Annotated in this window: 24 protein-coding genes; 12 read left to right on the top strand and 12 right to left on the bottom strand. The window is 65.5% G+C overall.

Annotation, left to right across the window (positions count from 1 at the left end; translation table 11 throughout):
- The first annotated feature begins 32 nt into the window (after positions 1 to 32).
- From AC4D2R_RS08635 to AC4D2R_RS08625, 3 genes are all read left to right on the top strand, one after another.
- Positions 33 to 557, top strand: coding sequence for a tetratricopeptide repeat protein (locus tag AC4D2R_RS08635; protein ID WP_490939324.1), 525 nt, complete (start codon positions 33 to 35; stop codon positions 555 to 557).
- A gap of 336 nt (positions 558 to 893) precedes the next feature.
- The gene (locus AC4D2R_RS08630; protein ID WP_490939322.1) at positions 894 to 1,508 is read left to right on the top strand and encodes a nucleoside/nucleotide kinase family protein; all 615 of its coding nucleotides are present in this window, start codon (positions 894 to 896) and stop codon (positions 1,506 to 1,508) included.
- Positions 1,509 to 1,612: 104 nt separating this feature from the next.
- The gene (locus AC4D2R_RS08625; RefSeq protein WP_490900223.1) at positions 1,613 to 1,918 is read left to right on the top strand and encodes a DUF4193 domain-containing protein; all 306 of its coding nucleotides are present in this window, start codon (positions 1,613 to 1,615) and stop codon (positions 1,916 to 1,918) included.
- Between the two features lie 93 nt (positions 1,919 to 2,011).
- Here the strand turns inward: AC4D2R_RS08625 and AC4D2R_RS08620 are convergent, their stop codons facing one another.
- Positions 2,012 to 2,485, bottom strand: a complete 474-nt coding sequence (locus AC4D2R_RS08620; RefSeq protein ID WP_490939320.1) for a VOC family protein — start codon at positions 2,483 to 2,485, stop codon at positions 2,012 to 2,014.
- Between the two features lie 101 nt (positions 2,486 to 2,586).
- Here AC4D2R_RS08620 and AC4D2R_RS08615 point away from each other — a divergent pair, with 101 nt between their 5' ends.
- Positions 2,587 to 3,036, top strand: coding sequence for a DUF3054 domain-containing protein (locus tag AC4D2R_RS08615; RefSeq protein ID WP_490939318.1), 450 nt, complete (start codon positions 2,587 to 2,589; stop codon positions 3,034 to 3,036).
- Positions 3,033 to 3,314 (top strand): Lrp/AsnC family transcriptional regulator, encoded by a 282-nt coding sequence (locus tag AC4D2R_RS08610; protein ID WP_490900220.1) that lies wholly within the window; start codon positions 3,033 to 3,035, stop codon positions 3,312 to 3,314. The genes AC4D2R_RS08615 and AC4D2R_RS08610 overlap by 4 nt, the downstream gene beginning before the upstream one ends.
- Positions 3,315 to 3,326: 12 nt before the next feature.
- On the opposite strand, the gene trpD is transcribed toward AC4D2R_RS08610, so the two are convergent.
- The gene (gene trpD, locus AC4D2R_RS08605; protein ID WP_490939316.1) at positions 3,327 to 4,388 is read right to left on the bottom strand and encodes an anthranilate phosphoribosyltransferase; all 1,062 of its coding nucleotides are present in this window, start codon (positions 4,386 to 4,388) and stop codon (positions 3,327 to 3,329) included.
- 149 nt (positions 4,389 to 4,537) lie between these two features.
- On the opposite strand from trpD, the gene ctaE reads away from it, so the two are divergent.
- From ctaE to AC4D2R_RS08580, 5 genes are all read left to right on the top strand, one after another.
- On the top strand, positions 4,538 to 5,176 hold the full coding sequence (ctaE, locus tag AC4D2R_RS08600) for an aa3-type cytochrome oxidase subunit III (RefSeq protein WP_490900218.1): 639 nt from the start codon (positions 4,538 to 4,540) through the stop codon (positions 5,174 to 5,176).
- 82 nt (positions 5,177 to 5,258) lie between these two features.
- A complete protein-coding gene (gene qcrC, locus AC4D2R_RS08595) occupies positions 5,259 to 6,050 on the top strand; it encodes a cytochrome bc1 complex diheme cytochrome c subunit (RefSeq protein WP_490900217.1) in 792 nt (263 codons plus the stop codon).
- 74 nt (positions 6,051 to 6,124) lie between these two features.
- Complete coding sequence (gene qcrA, locus AC4D2R_RS08590; protein ID WP_490939314.1) at positions 6,125 to 7,150, top strand: cytochrome bc1 complex Rieske iron-sulfur subunit; 1,026 nt, start codon at positions 6,125 to 6,127, stop codon at positions 7,148 to 7,150.
- Between the two features lie 2 nt (positions 7,151 to 7,152).
- Positions 7,153 to 8,838 (top strand): cytochrome bc1 complex cytochrome b subunit, encoded by a 1,686-nt coding sequence (gene qcrB, locus AC4D2R_RS08585; protein ID WP_490939312.1) that lies wholly within the window; start codon positions 7,153 to 7,155, stop codon positions 8,836 to 8,838.
- A 196-nt stretch (positions 8,839 to 9,034) separates the two neighbouring features.
- Entirely contained in the window at positions 9,035 to 9,649 is a 615-nt protein-coding gene (locus AC4D2R_RS08580) for a hypothetical protein (protein WP_490939310.1), read from the top strand.
- A gap of 59 nt (positions 9,650 to 9,708) precedes the next feature.
- On the opposite strand, the gene AC4D2R_RS08575 is transcribed toward AC4D2R_RS08580, so the two are convergent.
- The 6 genes from AC4D2R_RS08575 to AC4D2R_RS08550 all read right to left on the bottom strand — a co-directional run bounded on the left by AC4D2R_RS08575 (position 9,709) and on the right by AC4D2R_RS08550 (position 15,787).
- The gene (locus AC4D2R_RS08575) at positions 9,709 to 10,506 is read right to left on the bottom strand and encodes a GntR family transcriptional regulator (RefSeq protein WP_490900213.1); all 798 of its coding nucleotides are present in this window, start codon (positions 10,504 to 10,506) and stop codon (positions 9,709 to 9,711) included.
- A 164-nt stretch (positions 10,507 to 10,670) separates the two neighbouring features.
- Positions 10,671 to 11,072: a cytochrome c oxidase subunit 4 gene (locus AC4D2R_RS08570; protein WP_490939308.1), complete on the bottom strand. Its 402-nt coding sequence runs from the start codon at positions 11,070 to 11,072 to the stop codon at positions 10,671 to 10,673.
- Positions 11,069 to 12,796, bottom strand: coding sequence for an aa3-type cytochrome oxidase subunit I (gene ctaD, locus AC4D2R_RS08565; RefSeq protein WP_490939306.1), 1,728 nt, complete (start codon positions 12,794 to 12,796; stop codon positions 11,069 to 11,071). The genes AC4D2R_RS08570 and ctaD overlap by 4 nt, the downstream gene beginning before the upstream one ends.
- Positions 12,796 to 13,665 carry an aa3-type cytochrome oxidase subunit II gene (ctaC, locus tag AC4D2R_RS08560; protein WP_490939304.1) on the bottom strand — a complete coding sequence of 290 codons (870 nt, stop codon included), beginning with the start codon at positions 13,663 to 13,665 and terminating at the stop codon, positions 12,796 to 12,798. The genes ctaD and ctaC overlap by 1 nt, the downstream gene beginning before the upstream one ends.
- A 172-nt stretch (positions 13,666 to 13,837) precedes the next feature.
- Positions 13,838 to 14,224, bottom strand: a complete 387-nt coding sequence (locus AC4D2R_RS08555) for a HesB/IscA family protein (RefSeq protein ID WP_490939302.1) — start codon at positions 14,222 to 14,224, stop codon at positions 13,838 to 13,840.
- 108 nt (positions 14,225 to 14,332) lie between these two features.
- Positions 14,333 to 15,787, bottom strand: a complete 1,455-nt coding sequence (locus tag AC4D2R_RS08550; RefSeq protein WP_490939300.1) for a dipeptidase — start codon at positions 15,785 to 15,787, stop codon at positions 14,333 to 14,335.
- Positions 15,788 to 15,922: 135 nt separating this feature from the next.
- Here AC4D2R_RS08550 and AC4D2R_RS08545 point away from each other — a divergent pair, with 135 nt between their 5' ends.
- Positions 15,923 to 16,516, top strand: coding sequence for a DUF3043 domain-containing protein (locus tag AC4D2R_RS08545; RefSeq protein ID WP_490939298.1), 594 nt, complete (start codon positions 15,923 to 15,925; stop codon positions 16,514 to 16,516).
- A 165-nt stretch (positions 16,517 to 16,681) separates the two neighbouring features.
- Here AC4D2R_RS08545 and AC4D2R_RS08540 read toward each other — a convergent pair whose 3' ends face one another.
- Positions 16,682 to 17,764, bottom strand: a complete 1,083-nt coding sequence (locus tag AC4D2R_RS08540) for a quinone-dependent dihydroorotate dehydrogenase (RefSeq protein WP_490939296.1) — start codon at positions 17,762 to 17,764, stop codon at positions 16,682 to 16,684.
- A 70-nt stretch (positions 17,765 to 17,834) separates the two neighbouring features.
- Between AC4D2R_RS08540 and AC4D2R_RS08535 the strand changes: the two genes are divergently transcribed.
- Positions 17,835 to 18,899 carry an alpha/beta hydrolase gene (locus AC4D2R_RS08535; RefSeq protein WP_490939294.1) on the top strand — a complete coding sequence of 355 codons (1,065 nt, stop codon included), beginning with the start codon at positions 17,835 to 17,837 and terminating at the stop codon, positions 18,897 to 18,899.
- 18 nt (positions 18,900 to 18,917) lie between these two features.
- On the opposite strand, the gene AC4D2R_RS08530 is transcribed toward AC4D2R_RS08535, so the two are convergent.
- The 3 genes from AC4D2R_RS08530 to leuA are packed head-to-tail and all read right to left on the bottom strand — an operon-like array spanning position 18,918 to position 22,248.
- A complete protein-coding gene (locus AC4D2R_RS08530; protein ID WP_490939292.1) occupies positions 18,918 to 19,724 on the bottom strand; it encodes an isoprenyl transferase in 807 nt (268 codons plus the stop codon).
- Positions 19,721 to 20,461 carry a DNA repair protein RecO gene (recO, locus tag AC4D2R_RS08525; RefSeq protein ID WP_490939290.1) on the bottom strand — a complete coding sequence of 247 codons (741 nt, stop codon included), beginning with the start codon at positions 20,459 to 20,461 and terminating at the stop codon, positions 19,721 to 19,723. The genes AC4D2R_RS08530 and recO overlap by 4 nt, the downstream gene beginning before the upstream one ends.
- 44 nt (positions 20,462 to 20,505) lie before the next feature.
- On the bottom strand, positions 20,506 to 22,248 hold the full coding sequence (gene leuA / locus AC4D2R_RS08520) for a 2-isopropylmalate synthase (RefSeq protein ID WP_490939288.1): 1,743 nt from the start codon (positions 22,246 to 22,248) through the stop codon (positions 20,506 to 20,508).
- Positions 22,249 to 22,484 lie beyond the last annotated feature (236 nt).

Here is a 22,484-nt window from a genome sequence, read left to right as displayed (position 1 = left end):
GGGCGTTTTCTGTTCCCAAGTAGGATCAGGTCATGGAACAGTCCCAAGAGATGGAGATCGAGGCCGCCGTCAGGCACGGTAATGCGCTGCGCGACCGGTCGAACATGCTGCCCACCATCGACTATTTCCTCAGGCTCCTGGAGAAACATCCGGCCAGCCCAACGGTCCTCTACGAAGTCGGAGGCGCCTATGACACCGCAGGACTCGAAGAAACAGCACGCGGATACTACGAGCGGGCATTGAGTTCCGGGCTCACCGGCGAGACCCTCAGGAAATGCCTGCTGCAGTACGGGAGCACCCTGAGGATCCTCGGTGCACACGATGACTCGCTGGCCGTACTGCGCGGGGCGCGGTCGCAGTTCCCGGCGTCGGACGCGGTGCGCCTTTTCCTGGCGCTCTCACTCCATGCCGCCGCCCGGAGCGACGAGGCCGTTGCCGAGCTCCTGGAACTTGCCGCCGACAGAATCGACACACCCGAAGTGGCGCGGTACGAAGCTGCGCTCCGAGGCAATGCCGCCCATCTCCTGAGCCGCGGCCCCGGCCCCGGTCCCGCCTGACGATCCTCAATCCGCCCCCCGGCGCCCAGTCCGTGCTGTGCAGCTGCAGGACGGACCGGTCGCGACACGGGTAACCGGTCAGGAGGAGGTCCAGGCAACCGACGCCCAGAGCGTCAGCGTGGTTGTCTCCCACACCTTCGTTCCGGTTCCGGGAACCGCCGACGAGTTCATCCTGATCACCGGCCCGTCCCCCAACCTCACCCTGGAGGAGGACGTGCTCTTTTCGATGCGGTCGCCGGGACCTTCCGATTCCTCCCGGCCTGAACGGTGCCGCGTCGGACGCTTGCAGCAACCTCCACCGCAGCTCCCAGGGCCGGGTCAGACTCGCCGTGGATAATGTCAGGTAATCCTCGGAAGGACATCATGCTCCTCGTGTTTACCGGCATCGACGGCGCGGGAAAGACAACGGCAGCCCGCGCGCTGGTCAGTACCGCGCCGCCGCAGCGGCCGGTGTTGATGCTGGGCAACTACTCGGGTAGGCGGACACTGACAGCGTGGTGCCGCCGGCTCGGCTGGCAGCTCCCGGAAACGGTCATGGACCGCCTCGAGACAGCTGTCCGGATCATCAACGTTCTGGCGTCCTACCTGCGAGCCGTCCGGTTCGACGGGCTCGTGGTGATGGACCGGCACCTCTACTGCCAGCTTGCGCTGCGCAATTCGCGGGGAATCCGGCGAGGATGGCTGCTCCCCTGGCTGATCCGGCACCTGCCACAACCGGACGCCGTCCTTTACTTCGACGTATCCATAGACCAGGCATACGCACGCATCACCGAGCGGGGCACCGACGTCGAGACGCTTGAGAGGCTGCGCGCCTACCGCGACGGATACCGCGAACTTCCCGAGTACGGGAGCTTCATCCGCGTTGACGCCGGGGCACCCACCGCCGCCGTGCTCCGGCAGATCGAACAGGTGGTTGAACCCGTGCCCGCCGCATGCGCTGACAGCCCCTAATTCATATTTCGTCAACGTTTCGCGGGAATCAATCGGCGGTGCCGGAAGTTGAGAGTTGCACGTGTACGCTGTTGCAGCGTTCATCCGAAGGAGAGATCAAACCAATGGCAACCGACTATGACGCTCCGCGCGTCAGCCAGGAAGACCAGCCTGCCAATGAATCGCTTGAGGCGATTCAGGCCCAGCGCAGCGCTACGACCCAGACGGCCCTCATTGATGTCGAGGACAGCGATACGGCTGAAGGTTTTGACCTTCCCGGCGCTGACCTGTCCCACGAGGAGCTGCTGATCCAGGTGGTGCCTGAGCAGAACGATGAATTCACCTGTATGTCCTGTTTCCTCGTTCATCACCGCAGCCAGCTCGCACGCGAGCACAACGGCAGCAAGTTCTGCACCGAATGTGAGGGCTGAACCCGCTCACCGCTTGCAGAGCGCATCAGGGAGATCGTTGGCGCCTGGCCGGAAGGCCGGCGCCTTCGCCGTTAACGGCTCGGCCCTTCAGGTTCACCCTCCGGCGTAGGAGCGCTGCAACTCCGCGATGTCGAGCTTCTTCATCCCGAGCATCGCGGCCACTGCACGTCCCGAAGCCTCAGGGTCGGGTCCCCCGAGAAGCTCCGGCAGGACGGTCGGGACAACCTGCCACGACAACCCATACTTGTCCTTGAGCCAGCCGCACTGCTGTTCCGCGCCCCCGGCGGAAAGGCTGGTCCAGTAGTGGTCCACTTCCTCCTGCGTCTCGCATCCAAGCTGGAAGGACACGGCCTCACTGAACGTGAACACCGGACCGCCGTTCAAGGCAACAAACTCCTGACCGTTGAGCTCAAAGGAGACCGTCATCGCCTGCCCCGGCGTTCCCGGCCCGGCCTCCCCGTAGCGGGTCACCCCGAGCACCCGTGAGTTCGAAACTATCGACGTGTAAAACTCCGCCGCTTCCTCTGCCTCGGTGTCGAACCACAAGCAGGGGATTATGCCTTTCATCGCTGAACCTCTCAGGACGTGACGCCGGGCCGCCGCACTGGATGCGCGTAGCGCCGAGCGTAGTCCCCGCTCCCCCGCCATTCAACCCTTATTCTGGTTGCATGGCCCAGACCCACACCCCGGAGAACCGCTCATCCTGGATCGTCTGGTTGGCCGCGGACCTTGTGCTCGTCCTCCTCTTCGCAGCTTCGGGCCGCACCACCCATGCGTCGGGACTGACAGCAGGCGGCATCCTTGCAACAGCCGGCCCTTTCCTCGCCGCCTGCCTCGCCGCCTGGACCGCCGTCCGGGCCTGGCGCCTGCCCGGCCGGGTCTGGCCCACCGGCCTCGCGGTCTGGATCGGCACCGCGGGCGGAGGCCTCCTGCTCCGCGCAGCGACCGGAGGCGGCGTGGCCCTCAGTTTTCAGATTGTGACGTTCCTGGTACTCGGCATCCTCATGCTGGCACCGCGGCTCGTCGCGGGCATCGTTGCCCGGCGCCGGAAAACGCCTTCAACGGCATCGCCGCGGTACGGTGAACAGGAAGCACCATCCACGAAAGGCCGGAAATGATCACCGCATTTGTTCTCATACAAACCGACGCTGCACGAATCCCGGAATGCGCCCAGGAAATTTCAGAAATTGAGGGCATCAGTGAGGTTTACTCGGTAACCGGCGAGTGGGATCTGATCGCAATGGCGAGGGTTTCGCGTCACGAGGACCTCGCCGACGTCATCGCCGATCGGCTGTCGAAAGTCGCCGGGGTTGAATCCACGACAACGCACATCGCTTTCCGGTCGTATTCAAAGCACGATCTTGACGCTGCGTTCTCACTCGGTTTCGACAGCTGAGAACGCCTGCCGCTAAAACGAGCGGCTCACTGCCACCCAGCGCTCCAGCGCATCCCGCGCCGCCCCTGAGTCAATAGAGGCGCGGGCACGTTCCATTGCGGAGCGGATCCTCTCGACAAGCGGGGCCTCGTGGCTCTCATCGAGGGCGACAAGGCCCGCCGCCGCGTTGAGCACGACGGCGTCCCGCACCGGGCCGTCATCTCCCGCAAGGAGTTTGCGCACAATCGCGGCGTTCCCCGCGGCATCGGTGCCGCGCAGCGAATCAACGCTGCTCTCGGAAACGCCGAAGTCGGCAGGGTGCACTGTGTGCTCGGTAATCTGCCGGCCGCGCACCTCCCAGATCGTTGAAGCTCCGCTCGTGGTCAGCTTGTCCCGGCCGTCGCTGCCCCGGAACACAAGTGCACGGATGCCCCTGGCTGCAAGCACCCCGGCCATCAGCGGCGCCATCCGCGCATCGGCGCAGCCCACTGCCTGTGCCTGGACGCCGGCAGGGTTGCTCAGCGGGCCAAGGAAGTTGAATGCTGTGGGCACGCCGAGTTCGCGCCGCGGCACGGCGACGTGACGCATCGAGGGGTGGAACACCTGCGCGAAGCAGAACGTAATCCCCGCTGCTTCGGCGGTGCGCGCAACGTCACCGGGGGTGAGATCAAGCCGGACGCCGAGCGCCTCGATGACATCGGCGGCGCCCGACGCCGACGACGCCGCCCGGTTGCCATGCTTGACGACCTTCGCGCCGGCACCCACGGCCACCAGCGACGACATCGTCGAGATGTTTACCGTATTGAGTCCGTCCCCGCCGGTGCCCACGATGTCAAGAGCCGGTCCGGCAACCGAGATCCGATGCGCGCGCTCCAGCATGGCCTCAACGAGCCCGACGAGCTCGTCGACCGACTCACCCTTGGCGCGAAGCCCCAGGAGGAACCCTGCAATCTGCGCATGCGTCGCCTCCCCGGACATGATCTGGTCCATCGCCCACTGGGCCTGGAATCGCGTTAGGTCGCTGCCCGCAATCAATGCGGAAAACAGCGACGGCCAGGTCGTGCGGACGTCACCGGGGCTGGGAATTGTCGTCACACCCCTAGGTTATCTACGAATTGTAGAAAGTCGGTACAACTCGACTTCCGCGTCTTTACTGGGATCGGTGCCCCACCAGCATGTTTGGGGACGCGCCGATAGCGCAAAGCCATTGGTGAAGTGGCGAGTTTTAGAGACATAATGAGTCCGTGACATCTGCGACCCAAGCCCCCAGCGCCGCCCCACATCCCGCGCTCAACCGCCCGAACATGGTTTCTGTTGGAACCGTCGTATGGCTGTCGAGCGAATTGATGTTCTTCGCCGGCCTCTTTGCCATGTACTTCACGCTCCGCTCCACCTCGGGTGACATGTGGGCGGCCGAGACGGAAAAGCTCAACGTTCCGTTCGCGCTGATCAACACGATCATCCTGGTGTCGAGTTCGGTGACCTGCCAGTTCGGCGTGTTCGCCGCAGAGAGGCTTCAGCCGCGGCGCTCCGGCGGGCTCTTCGCCTTCGGCCGTTGGGGAATGGTGGAGTGGTTCCTCCTCACCTTCCTCCTTGGGTCGATCTTCGTCGCCGTCCAGGCATACGAGTACGCGCAGCTGGTCTCGGAAGGGGTCGCACTGTCGTCGAACTCCTACGGCTCGTCCTTCTACATCACCACCGGCTTCCACGGCCTGCACGTACTCGGCGGGCTGATCGCCTTCCTCCTCATCATCGGCCGTGCATACGCGGCGAAGCGCTTCGGACACTTCGAAGCGACCTCCGCAATCGTCACCTCCTACTACTGGCACTTCGTCGACGTGGTTTGGATCGGACTTTTCATCATCATTTACTTCCTCAAGTAGGTTGCTCCTGTAGACTTTTCTACTAGAGGTAGAATCCGAACAGGGACTCAGGAACCATGGCAAAGAAGACAGGAACCATCGCGTGAAGGCACTATCCCAGAGGCGGCGTCACCCCCTAGCAGCGATCGCACTGCTGCTGATGGCGCTGCTGCTCACCGGCGGCATTTACGCGGTGGCCAGCTCGGCGAACGAAGCAAAGGCCCAGACCACCTCGTTCAGCGCCTCAGACGTTGAGGAAGGCGAGAAGCTCTTCGCCGCTAACTGCGCCTCGTGCCACGGCCTCGGCGCCACCGGATCCCCTGCGGCACCCTCCCTGGTCGGGGTCGGTGCGGCCTCGGTTGACTTCCAGGTAGGTACCGGCCGGATGCCGATGCAGATGGACGGGCCGCAGGCGCAGGTCAAGCCGGTCCAGTTCAACGACGAGCAGGTCCGCCAGATGGCCGCCTATGTCGCTTCCCTGGGTGCCGGCCCCTCCATTCCCGACGAGGAAATCCTCGACGCTTCCAAGGGAGACTCCGCCAAGGGCGGCGAGCTCTTCCGGGTGAACTGCGCGATGTGCCACAACGCAGCGGCTGCCGGCGGCGCCCTGACCAGGGGCAAGTTCGCACCTTCGATCGAGGGCGTCGAAGAGAAGCACATCTACGAGGCAATGGTCACCGGACCGCAGAACATGCCCGTATTCAACGACGCAAACGTCTCACCCGAGGACAAGCGCGACATCATCGCCTTCCTCAAGACCATCGAGGATCAGGGCTCCCCCGGCGGAGCCGATCTCGGCTCGCTTGGCCCAGTTTCCGAAGGGCTGTTCATCTGGGTGGCCGGACTTGGCGTCATCATTGCCTTCACCGTCTGGCTGACCTCCCGGTCATCCTGATCCAGTGGCGCGGGTGGAATCAGAAGTGAATAACGAATTGCGAATGAAGCATCTAAAGAAGGATGAGAGGGATCATGGCCGACACTAGTCACGGCGCCCCGGATACGTCGGTCACCGTAGCTACGCCGGGCCAGGACGGCGTCGAGAGGTTCTCCGACCCGGGCCTGCCTCCGCACCGTCCGCGCCTTGCGGACCGCGACCCTCGGGCCGCGAAGCGGGCCGAACGGCAGGTCGCCCTGCTCTTCACCATTTCGGTCCTCGGAACCCTCCTCTTCTTCGTCGGGTACTTCCTGATCCCGCTCAATGACACGATCGAACGCCTGCGGCTTCAGAACCTGACGCTGGGCCTCGGCACCGCGTTCGCGATGCTGGGCATCGGCGTCGGCGTTGTGCACTGGGCAAAGACCCTGATGCCCGATCACGAGCTCACCGAAGACCGGCACGAGATCACCACCGAAAAGGACCGCGCCGAAGCCGAGCAGATCGTCGGGACAATCCTCGACGAAAGCGGCATCAAGCGCCGTCCGCTCATCCGCAACACGCTCCTCGGAGCGGCGATTCTGGCACCCCTGCCGGCGATCGCCATCTTCAGGGACCTCGGCCCGCTGCCCGGTGACGCCCTCCGGCACACCATGTGGGACGCCGGGATGCGTCTGACCCGCGACCCCAGCGGCACCCCCATCAAGGCTTCGGATGTCACGGTGGGCTCGGCCTTCCACGTCATCCCCGAGGGCCTCAATGAAGTCGAGAACAAGCTCGAAGAGAAGGCGAAGGCAGTCGTCCTGCTGATGCGCCTGGATCCGGAAGAGCTCAATCCGTCGGCAGGCCGCGAGGACTGGGGATATGACGGAATTGTTGCGTACTCCAAGATCTGCACCCACGTTGGCTGCCCGGTAGCGCTTTACGAACAGCAGACACACCACCTGCTGTGCCCGTGCCATCAGTCCACCTTTGACCTCACGCAGGAATGCAAGGTCATCTTTGGCCCGGCCGCACGAGCGCTCCCCCAGCTACCCATCGCCGTCGACGACGAGGGCTACCTCATCGCAACAAGCGATTTCCAAGAACCCGTAGGACCTAGTTTCTGGGAGCGAGGCTGACAATGAGCAGCTCAACCGCGACGCACGGCTACGTGCCGAAGACCCGGGTCGGCCGGGTCGCCAACTTCGTTGACTCACGGGTCGGTGGAGCCGGCATGGTGAAGGAGTTCGGGCGGAAGATCTTCCCCGACCACTGGACGTTCATGTTCGGTGAGGTCGCCCTCTACAGCTTCGTCATCCTTCTGCTCTCGGGGACGTTCCTGACGTTCTTCTTCGACCCGTCGATGGCCGAGACGCACTACGACGGCAGCTACCTGCCCCTGCGCGGCGTGGAGATGTCGGTGGCCTACTCGTCATCGCTGGATATCTCCTTCGACATCCGCGGCGGCCTGTTCATGCGCCAGGTCCACCACTGGGCGGCACTGCTGTTCGTTGCATCGAACGCGTTCCACATGCTGCGGGTCTTCTTCACCGGAGCGTTCCGCCGCCCGCGTGAACTGAACTGGGTTGTCGGCACGCTGCTCCTGATCATGAGCCTTGCCGCCGGCTTCACCGGCTACTCGCTCCCCGACGATCTGCTCTCCGGCAACGGCCTGCGCATCATCGACGGCGTTGTGAAGGCCATCCCGGTCGTCGGTACGTACATCAGCTTCTTCCTGTTCGGCGGTGAGTTCCCGGGCACCGCGATCATCGGGCGCCTCTACGTCCTGCACATCCTGCTGGTTCCCGCCGTGATCCTGCTGCTGATCGCCGTCCACCTCTTCATGGTGGTCACCCACAAGCACACGCAGTACCCCGGCCCGGGCCGCACGAACAACAACGTCGTCGGTTACCCGGTTGGTCCTGTCTACGCCGCAAAGGCCGGCGGGTTCTTCTTCATCGTGTTCGGCGTGATTGCTGCAATCTCGGCGGCTTTCACGATCAACCCGATCTGGAACTATGGCCCCTACGACCCCTCTCCCGTGTCAGCCGGTACCCAGCCCGACTGGTACATCGGCTGGGTCGACGGCGCACTCCGCCTCATGCCCGGAACGTTGGGGCAGAACTTCGACTTCGAGTGGAACATTCCCTTCCCTTGGGGCGTCAACACGCTGTCGATGAACGTGCTCTTCCCGGCGCTCGTCCCGGCCGGCATCGTCTTCACCCTCATGCTCGCCTGGCCCTGGATCGAATCATGGGTCACGAAGGACAAGACCGAACACCACCTGCTCGACCGCCCGCGCAACGCCCCGACCCGCACCGGTGTCGGTGTGGCCGGCGTCGTGTTCTACTGCGTCATGTGGGCCGCAGCAAGCTCGGACCTCATCGCCACCCACTTCCTGGTGTCGCTGAACGACGTGCTGTACTGGCTGCGCTTCCTGGTCATCGTCGGCCCGATCATCGGCTTCATCGTCGCCCGCCGCATCGCCCTGGCGCTGCAGCGCAAGGACCGCGAGATCGCCCTGCACGGACGCGAGACCGGCCGAATTGTCCGGCTGCCCCACGGCGAGTTCATCGAGGTGCATGAGCCTGTCGACGAGTACCGCAGGTACAAGCTCGTCAACTTCAACTCCCCTGAGGTCACTCCGGCGCAGGCGGACGGCAACGGCCACATCAGCCGCTCGGAGAAGCTCCGCGGCCGGGCGTCCAAGTTCTTCTTCGAGGACCGCGTCGCTCCGGTGACACCGTCGGAGCTGACCGCCGCTCACGCCGGCCACCACGGCGAGATCGCCGAGTCCCAGGACCGGGAGTCGATCGCCAGCCACTAGGCAAAGGCACGGTACACCGAAAGGGAATGCCCGGACAGCGCAGGCTGTCCGGGCATTCCCCGTTTAAGCCGGTTCCGGATCTGTAGTGGCGTGTCGGCAGCCACCCACGACCCGCCGGCACAAGGTCTCGCACGTGCCGGCTGCTCGGTTGGTTCCGAGTGTTGACTTATCAACGACTGACGGTTGCACTTGGCGCATGGCATCTGAACACGTTGAGCGGAAGCTGCGGATCGTAATCGGTCTCGTAGTGATTGCCCTCGCCGCCATCTCCCTGCTCACGATAGGGCGAACCGCGCCAGGGCCCTGGTACGCGGTCCTCCACGGTCTCCTGTGCGCCCTCCTGGTCGTTTGGGGCGCTCTGGTCCTCGTCGGGAAGATCAGGGCCGAGAGGCTGGTGCGGACCCGCCGGCGATGGAAATACGCGATGGTTATTGGATTCTCATCAGTCTTCATCATCCTTTCTATTCTCGCCGCGATGGTTATCCCGGAGCGTGCGGGCGGCAACCGGGCCCTGCCGTTGTTTCCCGCCATCGTCGGTTTGTTCGTCGCCCAGCTCTACGAGCCGGAAAGCGGTGCCCGCTTCAGCGTGGCTGACCTGAGCGACCGTGATGCCAAAACCTGGAAAGCGATCGCGCTTGTACCGGCCGTGGTCGGAACCGCTCTCGGATGCATTGCCGGAGCGGCAGCGGCTGCCGGTGACACCAGCACGGCTTTCACGCTCCTGTCGCTTGCACTGCCTCTTCTGGCTTTTGCCGCCGTGTTCCTCATAGCGCTCGGGTCAAGGAACCGGCAGTTGAAGGCGAAGCCCTAGGCCGGTCATGGCGCTTGGGGTCGCTGGATGCCCGGCACCGGCCGAGCTTGCCCCCGCGGCTATCCGAGGCGCTTGGAGGTGTAAGCCCGCGGAGTGCGCATTCCCGGGCGCTGCAGGGGCACCCACAGCTTGTAACGATCGGCCCGGTAGTAGGAAACGGAGTAGTCGACCATTGAACGCGCTACGTAGGCATGGCGCTGGATTTTGAGCAGTGGCGCTCCCATCTCCACGTTGAGCAGGCGTGCGATCGACGGGGACGCTGCGGTGGCCTCGATGGTGTCCTCTCCCCACTCCATCACCAGTCCGTACTTCTCGCTGAGCACGTTGTAGAGCGAGGTCGGCGGAGGGTCATCAAGGATGCCGCGGACCCGGTGGGCGGGGATGAAGTTCTCGTCCACGCTCATCGGCTCTCCGTCGGCAAGGAGCTGGCGCCGGAACCGCACCACCTGCTGGCCGATCTCGAGCTGGAGCTCACGGGCCACGAGCGGCGTCGCACCGACCTGCTCAAAGCTGAGCACGTGCGCGTCGGGCACCATTCCCCGCCGCAGCATCTCCTCGCTGTAGGAAGTGAGCTTCATCTGCAGGTCGAGCTTCGCGTGCGCCACGAAGGTGCCGAGGCCGACGATCCGTTCGAGGACGTCCTCGGCCACGAGTGCGTCGATCGCGTGCCGGACGGTCATCCGGGCCACGCCGAACTGCTGGGACAGCTGCCGTTCGGATGGTATTGCCGAGCCGGGCTGGGCGTGTTCGGTGATGTACTCGCGGAGGATCTCCCGCAGCTGCACATGCTTGGCAACGGGCGAGCTGTCATCGAGAGCCGCTCCCCCCGGCAGGAAGCCCGGAACAGTCGCCGTCATCTCCAACCGCCCTCTCCACGCGTTGTAACGCACCGCCTCCACCGGCGGCTGCCGAACATTTCGATTCTACCTACCCGCACTCCCCCGTCATCTCCTCTGAACGCAAAGAAGGGGCCCGCACAAAGTGCGGGCCCCTTCCGGGTAGGGCGGGCGATGAGCGTGGGTCAGTGGGCGTGATCCCCGCGGCTGTACTCATAGACCCAACCCACCAGGGCGATGACGGTGAGGCCGAGCCCGATGTACAGGATCCACCAGCCGGCTGCCATCCCCAGGAACCCGGTGGCTGCGGAGATGCCGAGGAACAGCGGCCACCAGCTCCATGGGCTGAAGTGCCCCTGCTCACCCGAACCCTCGTGGATTTCGGCGTCGAGCCGGTCCTCGGGGCGCATGCCGACCCTGCGGCCGGTGAACCCGAGGTAGAACCCGATCATGATCGAGAGGCCCGCCGTCAGGTACAGCCCGAGGAAACCGACAGGTTCCTCCCATTCGACAAGGAAGCCGTAGACGGTTGCAACGAGCAGGAAGAACGGCGTCAGGAAGACAAAGAATCGTGTCTCGATTTTCACTGGTTCGCGTCCTCTCGTGCGGCAGATCCGAGCACCTTGCCGGCAGCCGACTCGTCGGTGTGCTGCTGCTGCAGCTCGGGGTGGTGCAGGTCAAGTGCCGGCCGCTCAGAACGGATCCGCGGCAGCGAGGTGAAGTTGTGGCGGGGCGGCGGGCAGGAAGTTGCCCACTCGAGCGAAGCGCCGAAGCCCCACGGGTCGTCGACCTCGACCTTCTTGCCGCTGCGCCAGGTGATGTAGACGTTCCAGAAGAACGGGATCAGGGAGGCGCCGAGGACGAAGGAGGCGATGGTTGAGAACTGGTTCATTTCGGTGAACGCGTCCTCGGGAAGGTAGTCGGCGTACCGGCGGGGCATGCCGATCACTCCGAGCCAGTGCTGGATGAGGAAGGTTCCGTGGAAGCCGAGGAACAGGAGCCAGAAGTGGATCTTGCCCAGGCGCTCGTTGAGCATCTTTCCGGTGAACTTGGGCCACCAGAAGTAGAACCCGGCGAACATCGCGAACACCACGGTGCCGAAGACCACGTAGTGGAAGTGGGCGACGACGAAGTACGTGTCCGAGACGTGGAAGTCGAGCGGCGGCGAAGCCAGGATGATGCCGGTGAGCCCGCCGAACAGGAAGGTCACGAGGAAGCCGAGGCTCCACAGCATCGGCGTTTCGAAGGTGATTGAGCCCCGCCACATGGTGCCGATCCAGTTGAAGAACTTCACGCCGGTTGGAACGGCGATCAGCATTGTGGTGAAGGCGAAGAACGGCAGCAGCACGGCGCCGGTGACGTACATGTGGTGCGCCCATACCGTCACCGAAAGTGCGGCGATGGCGATGGTTGCGTAGACGAGGCCCTTGTAACCGAAGATCGGCTTGCGGCTGAAGACCGGGAAGATCTCCGAGACGATGCCGAAGAACGGCAGCGCGATGATGTACACCTCGGGGTGGCCGAAGAACCAGAACAGGTGCTGCCAGAGGATGGCGCCGCCGTTTTCCGGGTCGAAGATGTGGGCGCCGAAGCGGCGGTCCGCTCCGAGGGCGAACAGTGCGGCGGCAAGCGGCGGGAACGCCATGAGCACGAGGAGGGCCGTCACCAGGGTGTTCCAGGTGAAGATCGGCATGCGCCACATGGTCATGCCGGGAGCGCGCATGCAGATGATCGTGGTGATGAAGTTGACCGAGCCGAGGATGGTTCCGAAGCCGGACAGCGCGAGGCCGAAGACCCAGAGGTCACCACCGACGCCGGGCGAGAACGTGGTGCTCGACAGCGGCGTGTAGGCGAACCACCCGAAGGAGGCGGCGCCCTGCGGGGTGATGAAGCCGGAGACGGCGATGGTGCTGCCGAACAGGAAGAACCAGAAGGCGAGTGCATTCAGCCGGGGGAAGGCGACGTCGGGCGCCCCGATCTGCAGCGGCATGATCACGTTGGCGAAGCCGGCGAACAGCGGCGTCGCGAACATGAGGAGCATGATCGTGCCGTGCATCGTGAACAGCTGGTTGTACTGCTCTTTGGTCTGCAGGATCTGCATTCCCGGTTCGAACAGTTCGGCGCGGATGACGAGCGCCATCACGCCGGCCAGGCAGAAGAAGACGAACGAAGAGATCAGGTACATGTACCCGATCGTCTTGTGGTCGGTCGAGGTGATCCAGTTGACGACGATGCGTCCCTTGGTCCGCGGGACAACGCGCGGAGCAGCAGTGGTGCCCGCTTCCTCAAGTGTGTATTCGTAGGTAGACATCAGCTGCTCCTGGCAGGGTCAAAGTCGGGGTCGGCATCCGGGTAGGAGTCACGGTCGTAGTCGTCACCGAGTTGTCCTTCGTTGAGCGTCGCCATCTGGGCGTCGAACTCCTCCTGCGAGACGACCTCCACGTTGAAGAGCATCTCGGAGTGGTACTGGCCGCACAGCTCGGCGCACTTTCCATCAAACGTGCCCTCCTTGGTGGGAGTCAGGTTGATGTAGTTGGTGCGTCCCGGGTAGAGGTCCCTCTTCTGCAGGAATGCCGGAACCCAGAAGGAGTGCTGCACATCGCGGGAAGTGAGCTGCAGTTCAACCGACCGGTTGACGGGCAGGTAGAGCGTCGGAAGTTCTTCCTCGACGCCGGGCTCACCGGTGAGTGCAACCTGCACTCCGGTGGAGTACCGGTTCTCGTTGACGTAGTTGAAGTCCCAGGACCACTGCTTGCCGCGGACGTCGACAACGATGTCGGGATCGTCGACGCGGGTGTCGATGGCGCGCTGCTCGCGTTCGGTGAAGTAGAAGAACACGAGGACCATGAACAGCGGGATGGTCAAATAGAAGATTTCGAGCGGCAGGTTGTAGCTGAGCTGGCGGGGGAACCCGGTGTCGTTGCGGCGGCGGCGGTATGCGACCATGCACCAGATGATCAGGCCCCAGGTGATGATGCCGACGACCAGCGCCGCGATCCACGAGTTGACCCACAGATCGATGATCTTGCCGGTGTGGTTGGTGGTGTCGGCGTCTGAGGGCAGCCAGCCCCTCTGGACTTCCGTTGAACAACCGGACAGCAACACTGCGCCGGCCAGCGCGAGGCTGGAAATCTTTGCGACCCTGGCGCGATTGCCGCCGGTTCGGCCCTGCAAACTCACAGACGGACCTTCCTTCTCTACGTGCGTTGCCACCCGCAGTCTGCTGCAGTCCGGGGTGCCCATCCAGTTTTACTACTCACTGTAGAGCTTACCTGCAGTCGAAGCCATCGTGTGACATTCGCGGGGGCCCCGCGCCGCGGATTTCTCCGCCGCGCGGGGCCCCCGGCGCGTGCTAGTGGAAGGAGTCTCCACAGGCGCAGGAACCGCCTGCGTTCGGGTTGTCGATGGTGAATCCCTGCTTCGAAATCGTGTCCTCGAAGTCGATGGAGGCACCGGAGAGGTACGGAACGCTCATCTTGTCAACGATCACTTCGACGCCGTCGAAGTCGCGCACGGCGTCGCCGTCAAGGACCCGCTCGTCAAAGTACAGCTGGTAGATCAGCCCCGAGCAGCCGCCGGGCTGGACTGCGACACGGAGCCGGAGATCCGTGCGGCCTTCCTGCTCGAGGAGGCTGCGGACCTTCCCCGCTGCGACGTCGGACAGGTTCACCTCGTGCTCCGGAAGCGACGCGGCGGTCTCATCGGCGGCGGTGGTGGTCTCTGTCGTGCTTGAGCTCATTGTGTTTCTCCTAGCTTGGATCCGTTGCTGGAACGTCGCTCACAGTTCCGTCCCCGTCAATGCGGCGTTCTGGAGTCCCTTCCATGGTACGCCGCGCTTCTCCTGCAGTTAACTTGGGCTTCCTGCCGCACCCTCGGCACCAGGCCCAGTGAGGCGGCCCTTGCTGATCCCCGCCAGGAGGAGGGCCTCGGCAAGCACCGCGCGCTTGAACTCTCCGAGGTGGAGGGATTCGTTGGCGCTGTGCGCCCGGGAGTCGGGGTCTTCGACACCGGTGATGAGGATCTGGGCCTGTGGGAACAGTTCTGTCAGGTCTGCGATGAAGGGAATCGACCCGCCCATTCCCGCTTCGACGGCCGGCACGCCCCACGCTTCCTCCAGCGCCTGCAGTGCGAGCTGGGCCGCCGGCGCCGAGGTGTCGGTGGCGAACGGGCTGCCCGTCTCCCCCGGTGTGAAAGTCACCCGCGCACCAAAGGGGGCATGCCGCTGCACATGATCCTCGATGGCCCGCATGGCCTGCTCCGGGTCCTGGCCTGGCGCCAGGCGGAGGCTGAACTTCGCCCGCGCACGAGGCAGCAGCGTGTTCGAGGACAGTGCCACGCTGGGGATGTCCATGCCGATGATCGACAGGGCCGGCTTATGCCAGAGCCGTGAAGCGATGGAGCCCGTGCCGGCGAGCCGCACGCCCTTGAGCACCGAACTGTCTGCCCGGTAGTCGCTTTCGGCGTAGTCGACTGTGGCGTGGTCGCCACCGGCCAGGCCAGCGATGCGCACGTCACCTGCGTCGTCATGGAACGTCGAGATGAGCCGTGCGAGCAGTGTCGGCGCGTCGAGGACGGGGCCACCGAACATTCCGGAATGAACCGCGTGGTCGAGGACCTGCACCTCGATGGTGCCGTCGACCAGGCCGCGGAGGCTGGTGGTCAGGGCCGGCACGCCGACCTTCCAGTTGCTCGAATCGGCAACGACGATGACGTCGGCCTCGAGCAACGAGCGGTGCGTCTCAAGGAAGGACCTGAAGGTCGGCGAGCCGGCTTCCTCCTCGCCCTCGATGAACAGGGTCACACCCACACCGAATTCGTCGCCGAATACCTCGAGCAGGGCGCGCAGGGCGCCGACGTGGGCCATGATCCCGGCCTTGTCGTCGGCAGCGCCCCGCCCGTAGAGGCGTCCGTTGCGTTCCTCGGGCGTGAAGGGGTCGCTCTCCCACAGATCCGGGTCCCCCGGGGGCTGGACGTCGTGGTGTGCGTAAAGGAGCACGGTGGGTTGGCCCGCCGCGGCAGGACGGCGGGCAACGACGGCCGGGCCGCCCGGGACGCCGGCATTGTCAACGCGGAGAATCTGGACATCGTCGACGCCGGCGGCGCGGATCAGGTCCGCTACCGCCTTGGCGCTGCGGTCCAGCTCGGCGGGGTCGAACGCTTCCCAGGCGATGCCACGGATGGCCACCAGTGAGGAAAGCTGCTCGACGATGCTTGGGAAAGCGGCCTCGACGCTCGAACGGAGCGCCTCGACGTGCTGGTCAGTGCTGCTGGGCGGCCGCTCGGCCGCGTCGTGGAGGTTCATATATCGACCCTACACAGCCGGGGCCGGGCCGGCAGCGGGAGGAGCACCGCCTCGCGGCGTCAAGGGGGCCGTTCCCGCGCGGCGCAGCCTTCGTGCGCGTACGCCCGGCGGCTTACCTGCGGGTATCCTGAGGGTGTGTTTGGACGAAAGAAAGACGCCCCAGCGGCCCAGGATGTTATTGACCGGATGAGCCAGCAGCGCGAAGAGAGCCAGCGGGCAGCTGGAAAAGGCGCCCCGACTCCCAAGCGAAGCGTTCAGCAGGCCGCCCGCAAGCGGCCGCTGGTGCCCGAGGACCGGAAGGCGGCGCGCGGGCAGAACCGCACGGCGGTCGCCGAGGAGCGCGCCCGGATCCGGGAGGCCCTGAACACCGGCGAGGAGCGCTACCTGCCGCTGCGTGACAAAGGCCCGAACCGCCGCTACATCCGCCAGTTCGTCGATGCACGGTGGAACGTCGGGGAATTCCTCATGCTCGCGGCACTGGTGTTCGTGATCCTCAGCTTCATCCAGAGCCTCGCCGTGCAGAGCGCCGTGATGCTCGGGTTCTGGGTGCTGATCCTGGTAGTGATCGCCGACTGCTTCCTGCTGCGCCGCAAGCTCAAGGCTCGCCTGACCGAGAAGTTCGGCGGCCCCAATGCCGGGGATCTCTGGTACGGTGTCACCCGCGCGCTGCAGCTGCGCCGCCTGCGCCTGCCCAAGCCGCTCAACAAGCGCGGACAGTACCCGGCCTAGGATTCAGCCTCGCCGCGCGGGAGGCGAAGACGAACATTCAAGGGGTGGACCGGTGCGCCGGGCCACCCCTTCGCGTTAAAGGTCTCCTGACTGCGGACCTTATGGGCCGCGGACGGTACCGACAGAACGCTTGAGCGGCCCACCCGCCCCGCCCGGCGCCGGGCCTCAGCGCTGCTGGCGCGAGCGGAAGGCCCGGGCAAGGCCCCGGTTGATGCGGGCGGCCCAGAGCGGCCCCTCGTAGAGGAACGCAGTGTAGCCCTGGACAAGGGTGGCTCCGGCGTCGAGGCGCTCCAGGACGTCCTCCGCCGACTCGACGCCGCCCACCGAGATGATGGCCAGGTCGTCGCCTGCGGCGGCGCGCAGGCGTTTGAGCACTTCGAGGGAGCGTGCCTTGAGGGGCGCTCCGCTCAGGCCTCCCACCCCCATGGACATCACCGCTTCCGGCTGCGCCTTCAGTCCGTTGCGGGTGATCGTGGTGTTCGTGGCGATGATGCCGTCGAGGCCAAGGTCGAGGGCCAGCCGGGCGACGTCGTCGAGGTCTGCGTCGGTGAGGTCGGGAGCGATCTTGACAAGGAGGGGCACGTGGCGGCCCGCCGCTTCATCGGCGGCGCGGCGGACGGAGGTCAGCAGCGGGCGCAGCGAGTCGACCTTCTGCAGGAGCCGCAGTCCGGGGGTGTTCGGCGAGCTGACATTGACCACGAGATAGTCGGCCGCAGGGGCAAGTTCGGCGGCGCTGAGCAGGTAGTCGGCCGTGGCATGCCTGAGGTCGACCTTCTTGGTCTTGCCGATATTCACGCCGATGATCGGGCGGTTCGAACGGTAGGTGCGCTCAAGGCGGGCACGGGCGGCGCGCAGGCGGGGGGCGACGGCCGCGGCGCCGTCGTTGTTGAATCCCATCCGATTGATGACGGCCCGGTCCTCGATGAGGCGGAAGAGCCGCGGCTTCGGGTTGCCCGGCTGGGCCGCACCGGTGATGGTCCCGATTTCGACGTGGCCGAAGCCGAGGGTCGTCAAGGCGCTGATGCCCTTTCCTCCCTTGTCGAATCCCGCGGCGAGACCGAACGGCGAGGGGAACACGACGCCGAAGGCAGTGGTCTGCAGGTCCGCCGGAGGGCTGCAGTAGCGCCTCAGCAGCCACCCGGCCGGCGTGCGGTCGGCGGCGCGGATCAGCCCGAACCCAATCCGGTGCGCTTTCTCGGCGTCCATTCCGGAAAACACGAGGCGGAAGAAGGTTGGGTACATGCGCATGCTCTAAAGTTCCCATGAGGACCGCCGCTCGAACAACTCGGGCACGACACCCGGAGGATTTGGCCGAATCATGACTGGCACCTGGGAGCCGGACCCCCTGGGCGACGGCTATCGACAGCTCACCCTTGAACTGGAGCCAGAAGACGAGGGCCCCTGTTTCGCCACCCTCGTCTCCTACCGCCGGGCACCGGCCAAACGAGCCAATTCCACCCCAGGCAGTGATTCCACCGCCGGCAATGGTTCCGCTCCGGCTGCGCCCGCCGCCGGGGTCCAGCCGCGGCGGGTGCCGGCCGTGATGTACATCCATGGGTGGAGCGATTACTTCTTCCACACGGAACTCGCCGAATTCTTCAGTGAGCGGGCCATCGAGTTCTTCGCCCTCGATCTGCGCAAGTACGGCCGAAGCCTCAGGCAGTGGCAGACACCCGGATACGTGCGGTCCCTCGAGGAGTACGACGCCGATCTCGATGCCGCCATCGACGCCGTCGAGGCTGCGGTACAGGAGGAACATGGCGGCGGCGTGGAGGTTGAGCTGAGCATCATGGCCCACTCGACCGGCGCCCTGACGACGGCCTTGTGGGCCAACCGGTTCCCGGGGCGGGTCACCTCGCTCATCATGAACAGCCCCTGGCTCGACACCCAGGGCAGCGCCCTGCTGCGCAGCACAACGCAGGGTCTGCTTGAACCGATCAGCCGGCTTCGCCCCAAGACCCGGCTGCGGCTCCCCGAATTCGGGTATTACTGGCGCAGCATCAGCAGCGAGGCCGAAGGCGAGTGGGACCTTGACCGGCGCTGGCGGCCCGAGTTCGGGTTCCCCGTAACGGCCGGGTGGCTGACGGCCGTGCTCGCGGGCCATGCCGCCGTGGCGCGGGGGCTGCACATCGAGGCGCCGGTGCTCGTGCTTGCCTCGGCCCGTTCGGCCGTCAGTCCCACGTGGAGCCCGGCGATGCTCGAGGCCGACAGCATCCTCGAGGTGTCCCCCATGGTGCGCAGGGCCACGGACCTCGGGCGGAGGGTGATGATCTGCCGGTTCGACGGCGCCCTCCACGACGTCCTTCTCTCCCGGCGGGAGGTGCGCCGGGAAGTCTACGGCGAGCTCGACAGGTGGGTCCGCGGCTACACGCTGAGCCTCTAAGCCGTTGACCCCCCGGCCTCAGCCGCGCGCGGCTGCGGCGGCGTCGACGGCGCCTCCGTAGCGCCGGTCCCGGGAGGCATACTCCTCGATGGCCCGCCACAGGGTGCGCCGGTCGACGTCGGGCCAGAGGGTGTCCATGAAGACCATCTCGGCATACGCCGACTGCCACAGCAGGAAGTTGGAGAGGCGCTGCTCGCCGGACGTGCGGAGGAACAGGTCGACGTCGGGCAGGTCCGGTTCGTCGAGGAACCGCTGGACCGTTTCCTCATTGACTGACGAAGCTTTGATGCGGCCCGCCGCCACCTCCTCGGCGATGGCCCGCGCGGCGTCCGCGATCTCGGCCCGGCCCCCGTAGTTCACGCACATGGTCAGCGTGCACGTCGAATTGCCCAGGGTGTGCTGTTCGGCCGCCTCGAGTTCGGAGATCACCGAGCGCCACAGCCGGGGCCGGCGCCCGGACCAGCGAATGCGCACGCCCCACTCGTTCAACTGGTCGCGCTGCCTGCGCAGGACGTCCTTGCTGAACCCCATCAGGAACCGGACCTCATCGGGCGACCGCTTCCAGTTCTCTGTCGAGAACGCGTACACCGAGACGTGCTTCACGCCGATCTCGATGGCTCCGGCCATCACGTCGAGCAGCGCGGCCTCACCGGCGCGGTGGCCCTCCGTGCGGGGCAGCCCGCGCTCGTTGGCCCACCGACCGTTGCCGTCCATGACGATGGCCACATGGGCCGGAACGAACTCGCGCGGGATGGCAGGTGCCGTTTCCCCGCTCGGGTGGGGCCAGGGGGCCACCGGACCGGCTGCCGGAATATTCGAAGTCACACACGCTCCACATGTCGTAGTGATTGGACGACCCGCTCAAGGTGCCACTGCAGATAATTTGCCACGAGGCCCGCCGCCTCACGGCGGGCCGCGCTTTCCGAGGCTTCGGCCGCAGCCCAGTCGCCGGTGAGCAGCGCAGCAAGCAGGTCCATCGTTGCCGGCGACGGCGACGCCGCTCCGGGCGGTCTGCACTCGGCGCACACGGCACCGCCCAGCGGCGCCGAAAAAGCGGTGTGCGGTCCGGGGGCCGCGCACTTGGCGCATTCGGAGAAACTCGGCGCCCACCCGGCGGTGGCCAGGGCGCGCAGCAGGTACGAATCGAGGATCAGTTCGGGCGGGTAGAGCCCGCGGCTGAGAGCCGAGAAGGCTCCGGCCACGAGGCCGTACTGCGCGCCGGCAGCCTCGCCGTCGGTGTCGGTCAGGCGTTCCGCCGTCTCTGCGATGGCAGCCGCCGCGGTGTAGCGGCCGTAGTCGGCGGCGATGCCGTGCCCGTACGCGCCCTTCGTCTGGGCCTGGGTGACGACGTCGAGGTTGCGTCCGGATGCAAGCTGCAGGTCGACTGTCATGAAGGGTTCGAGCCGCGAACCGAACTTGCTGCTCGTCCGCCGCACGCCTTTGGCGACCGCACGCACCTGCCCGTGTTCACGGGTCAGCAGCACGATGATCCGGTCGGCCTCGCCCAGTTTGTAGGTCCGCAGCACAACGCCTTCGGCGCGGTAGGTGCGGGACGCTGACATTTTGGGCACCCTACAATTGTCCCACTAACTCGACGCCGCAGGAGTCAGGCGGCGTCCCGGATCGCCCGGTTGACCGCCGACACCACGGCCTTGAGCGCCGCCATCGTCGTGTTGGCGTCGATTCCCACGCCCCACAGCACCCGCTCCCCCACGGCGCACTCCACATAGGCTGCCGCGCGGGCGTTCCCGCCCGAGGACAGGGCGTGCTCGGTGTAGTCGAGGACGCGCACGTCGACCCCGTCCTGCCCGAGGATTTCAAGCAGTGCGGCGATCGGACCGCTGCCCACCGCGGAACGTCGCTGCTGCACCCCGTTGACGAGCAGGGTGGCTGCGAGCTTGAAGGAGCCGTCCTCGGCGGTGTCGGTGTTGACCGAGGTGAGCGCGTAGTGCCCCCACTGCGCGGAGTCCTCGCCCGCGCGGGTGGGCAGGTATTCGTCCTGGAACACGGCCCACAGTTCGGGCCCGCTGATTTCCCCGCCGACGGTCTCGGTGCGCCGCTGGATGACGCCGGAGAATTCGATCTGGGCGCGGCGCGGGAGGTCGAGGCTGTGCTCGTGCTTGAGCAGGTAGGCAACGCCGCCCTTGCCCGACTGGGAGTTGACCCGGATGACGGCCTCGTAGCTGCGACCGATGTCCTTGGGGTCGATCGGCAGGTAGGGGACGGCCCATGGGAGTTCGTCAACGCTCACGCCGGCGGCCTTCGCGTCGCGCTCCATGCTTTCGAAGCCCTTCTTGATGGCATCCTGGTGGGATCCGGAGAACGCGGTGAAGACGAGGTCGCCGCCATAGGGTGAACGCTCGGGCACCAACAACTGGTTGCAGTACTCGGCGGTGCGGCGGATCTCATCCATGTCAGAGAAGTCGATCTGCGGATCGATGCCCTGGCTGTAGAGGTTCATGCCGAGGGTCACGAGGTCGACGTTGCCGGTGCGTTCCCCGTTGCCGAACAGGCAGCCCTCGATCCGGTCGGCGCCGGCAAGGTAGCCGAGCTCGGCGGCGGCGACTCCGGTTCCGCGGTCGTTGTGGGGGTGGAGCGAGAGGATGATGTTCGAGCGGTTCTCAAGGTTGCGGCACATCCACTCGATCGAGTCGGCGTAGACGTTGGGGGTGGCCATTTCGACGGTGGCCGGCAGGTTGAGGATCATCTGGCGGTCGGCGGACGCTTCGAAGACGGCCGCCACTTCATTGCTGATGCGCGCCGCGAACTCCAGCTCCGTCCCGGTGAAGGACTCGGGCGAGTACTCGTACGTGACGTGGGTGTTGCCGAGGGTTTCCTCGAACTTCCGGCAGAGCCGGGCGCCCGTCAGCGCAATATCGACGATGCCGTCCTGGTCCTGGTTGAAGACCACCCGCCGCTGAAGGACCGAGGTCGAGTTGTAGAGGTGAACAATGGCGCGGTCGGCTCCCGCGAGGGACTCGTACGTCCTCTCGATCAGGTGCTCCCGCGCCTGGGTGAGCACCTGGATCGTGACGTCGTCGGGGATCCTGTCGCCCTCGATCAGCTGGCGGACGAAATCGAAGTCTGTCTGCGACGCCGAGGGGAAGCCGACTTCGATCTCCTTGTAGCCCATGCGCACGAGGAGATCGAACATCTTGTGCTTGCGCTCGGGGCTCATCGGGTCGATGAGGGCCTGGTTGCCGTCGCGAAGGTCGACGGCGCACCACCGGGGGGCTTTGGTGATCAGCTTGTCCGGCCAGGTGCGGTCGGGAAGTTCAACCGTGATCTGATCCTGGAACGGCGTGTACTTGGAGAACGGCATTCCCGAAGTCTTTTGTGCGTTTCGCATTACATTGGCCTTATCTCTTGAACCTTTGCGCTGGCGGCCGGGCAACACAGTCACCGCAGCGAGGTTCGGCCTGTAGCTGGAAAGTCCTAGGTGACCTCGCCGCGGCACATAAGAAGAGTCGTCTTTGCGCGCACAATCTCACGATAGCACGGCACATAGGATGGCTTAAGGGACGCTCCGTTGCGCAGGGACGGCGGAGCGCGCCTGGCCGAACCCGTTGAAAAAACACCCGTTGA

Source organism: Arthrobacter sp. TJ-217 (assembly GCF_058269255.1).
This window is presented reverse-complemented; position numbering and strand designations above follow the sequence as displayed.

Bases quoted from the DNA above. Each gene is read 5' to 3' on its own strand.
- AC4D2R_RS08635 (WP_490939324.1), top strand. From the start codon at position 33: ATGGAACAGTCCCAAGAGATGGAGATCGAGGCCGCCGTCAGGCACGGT.
- AC4D2R_RS08630 (WP_490939322.1), top strand. From the start codon at position 894: ATGTCAGGTAATCCTCGGAAGGACATCATGCTCCTCGTGTTTACCGGC.
- AC4D2R_RS08625 (WP_490900223.1), top strand. From the start codon at position 1,613: ATGGCAACCGACTATGACGCTCCGCGCGTCAGCCAGGAAGACCAGCCT.
- AC4D2R_RS08620 (WP_490939320.1), bottom strand. From the start codon at position 2,485: ATGAAAGGCATAATCCCCTGCTTGTGGTTCGACACCGAGGCAGAGGAA.
- AC4D2R_RS08615 (WP_490939318.1), top strand. From the start codon at position 2,587: ATGGCCCAGACCCACACCCCGGAGAACCGCTCATCCTGGATCGTCTGG.
- AC4D2R_RS08610 (WP_490900220.1), top strand. From the start codon at position 3,033: ATGATCACCGCATTTGTTCTCATACAAACCGACGCTGCACGAATCCCG.
- qcrA (WP_490939314.1), top strand. From the start codon at position 6,125: ATGGCCGACACTAGTCACGGCGCCCCGGATACGTCGGTCACCGTAGCT.
- qcrB (WP_490939312.1), top strand. From the start codon at position 7,153: ATGAGCAGCTCAACCGCGACGCACGGCTACGTGCCGAAGACCCGGGTC.
- AC4D2R_RS08580 (WP_490939310.1), top strand. From the start codon at position 9,035: ATGGCATCTGAACACGTTGAGCGGAAGCTGCGGATCGTAATCGGTCTC.
- AC4D2R_RS08575 (WP_490900213.1), bottom strand. From the start codon at position 10,506: ATGACGGCGACTGTTCCGGGCTTCCTGCCGGGGGGAGCGGCTCTCGAT.
- ctaD (WP_490939306.1), bottom strand. From the start codon at position 12,796: ATGTCTACCTACGAATACACACTTGAGGAAGCGGGCACCACTGCTGCT.
- AC4D2R_RS08555 (WP_490939302.1), bottom strand. From the start codon at position 14,224: ATGAGCTCAAGCACGACAGAGACCACCACCGCCGCCGATGAGACCGCC.
- AC4D2R_RS08550 (WP_490939300.1), bottom strand. From the start codon at position 15,787: ATGAACCTCCACGACGCGGCCGAGCGGCCGCCCAGCAGCACTGACCAG.
- AC4D2R_RS08540 (WP_490939296.1), bottom strand. From the start codon at position 17,764: ATGCGCATGTACCCAACCTTCTTCCGCCTCGTGTTTTCCGGAATGGAC.
- AC4D2R_RS08535 (WP_490939294.1), top strand. From the start codon at position 17,835: ATGACTGGCACCTGGGAGCCGGACCCCCTGGGCGACGGCTATCGACAG.
- recO (WP_490939290.1), bottom strand. From the start codon at position 20,461: ATGTCAGCGTCCCGCACCTACCGCGCCGAAGGCGTTGTGCTGCGGACC.
- leuA (WP_490939288.1), bottom strand. From the start codon at position 22,248: ATGCGAAACGCACAAAAGACTTCGGGAATGCCGTTCTCCAAGTACACG.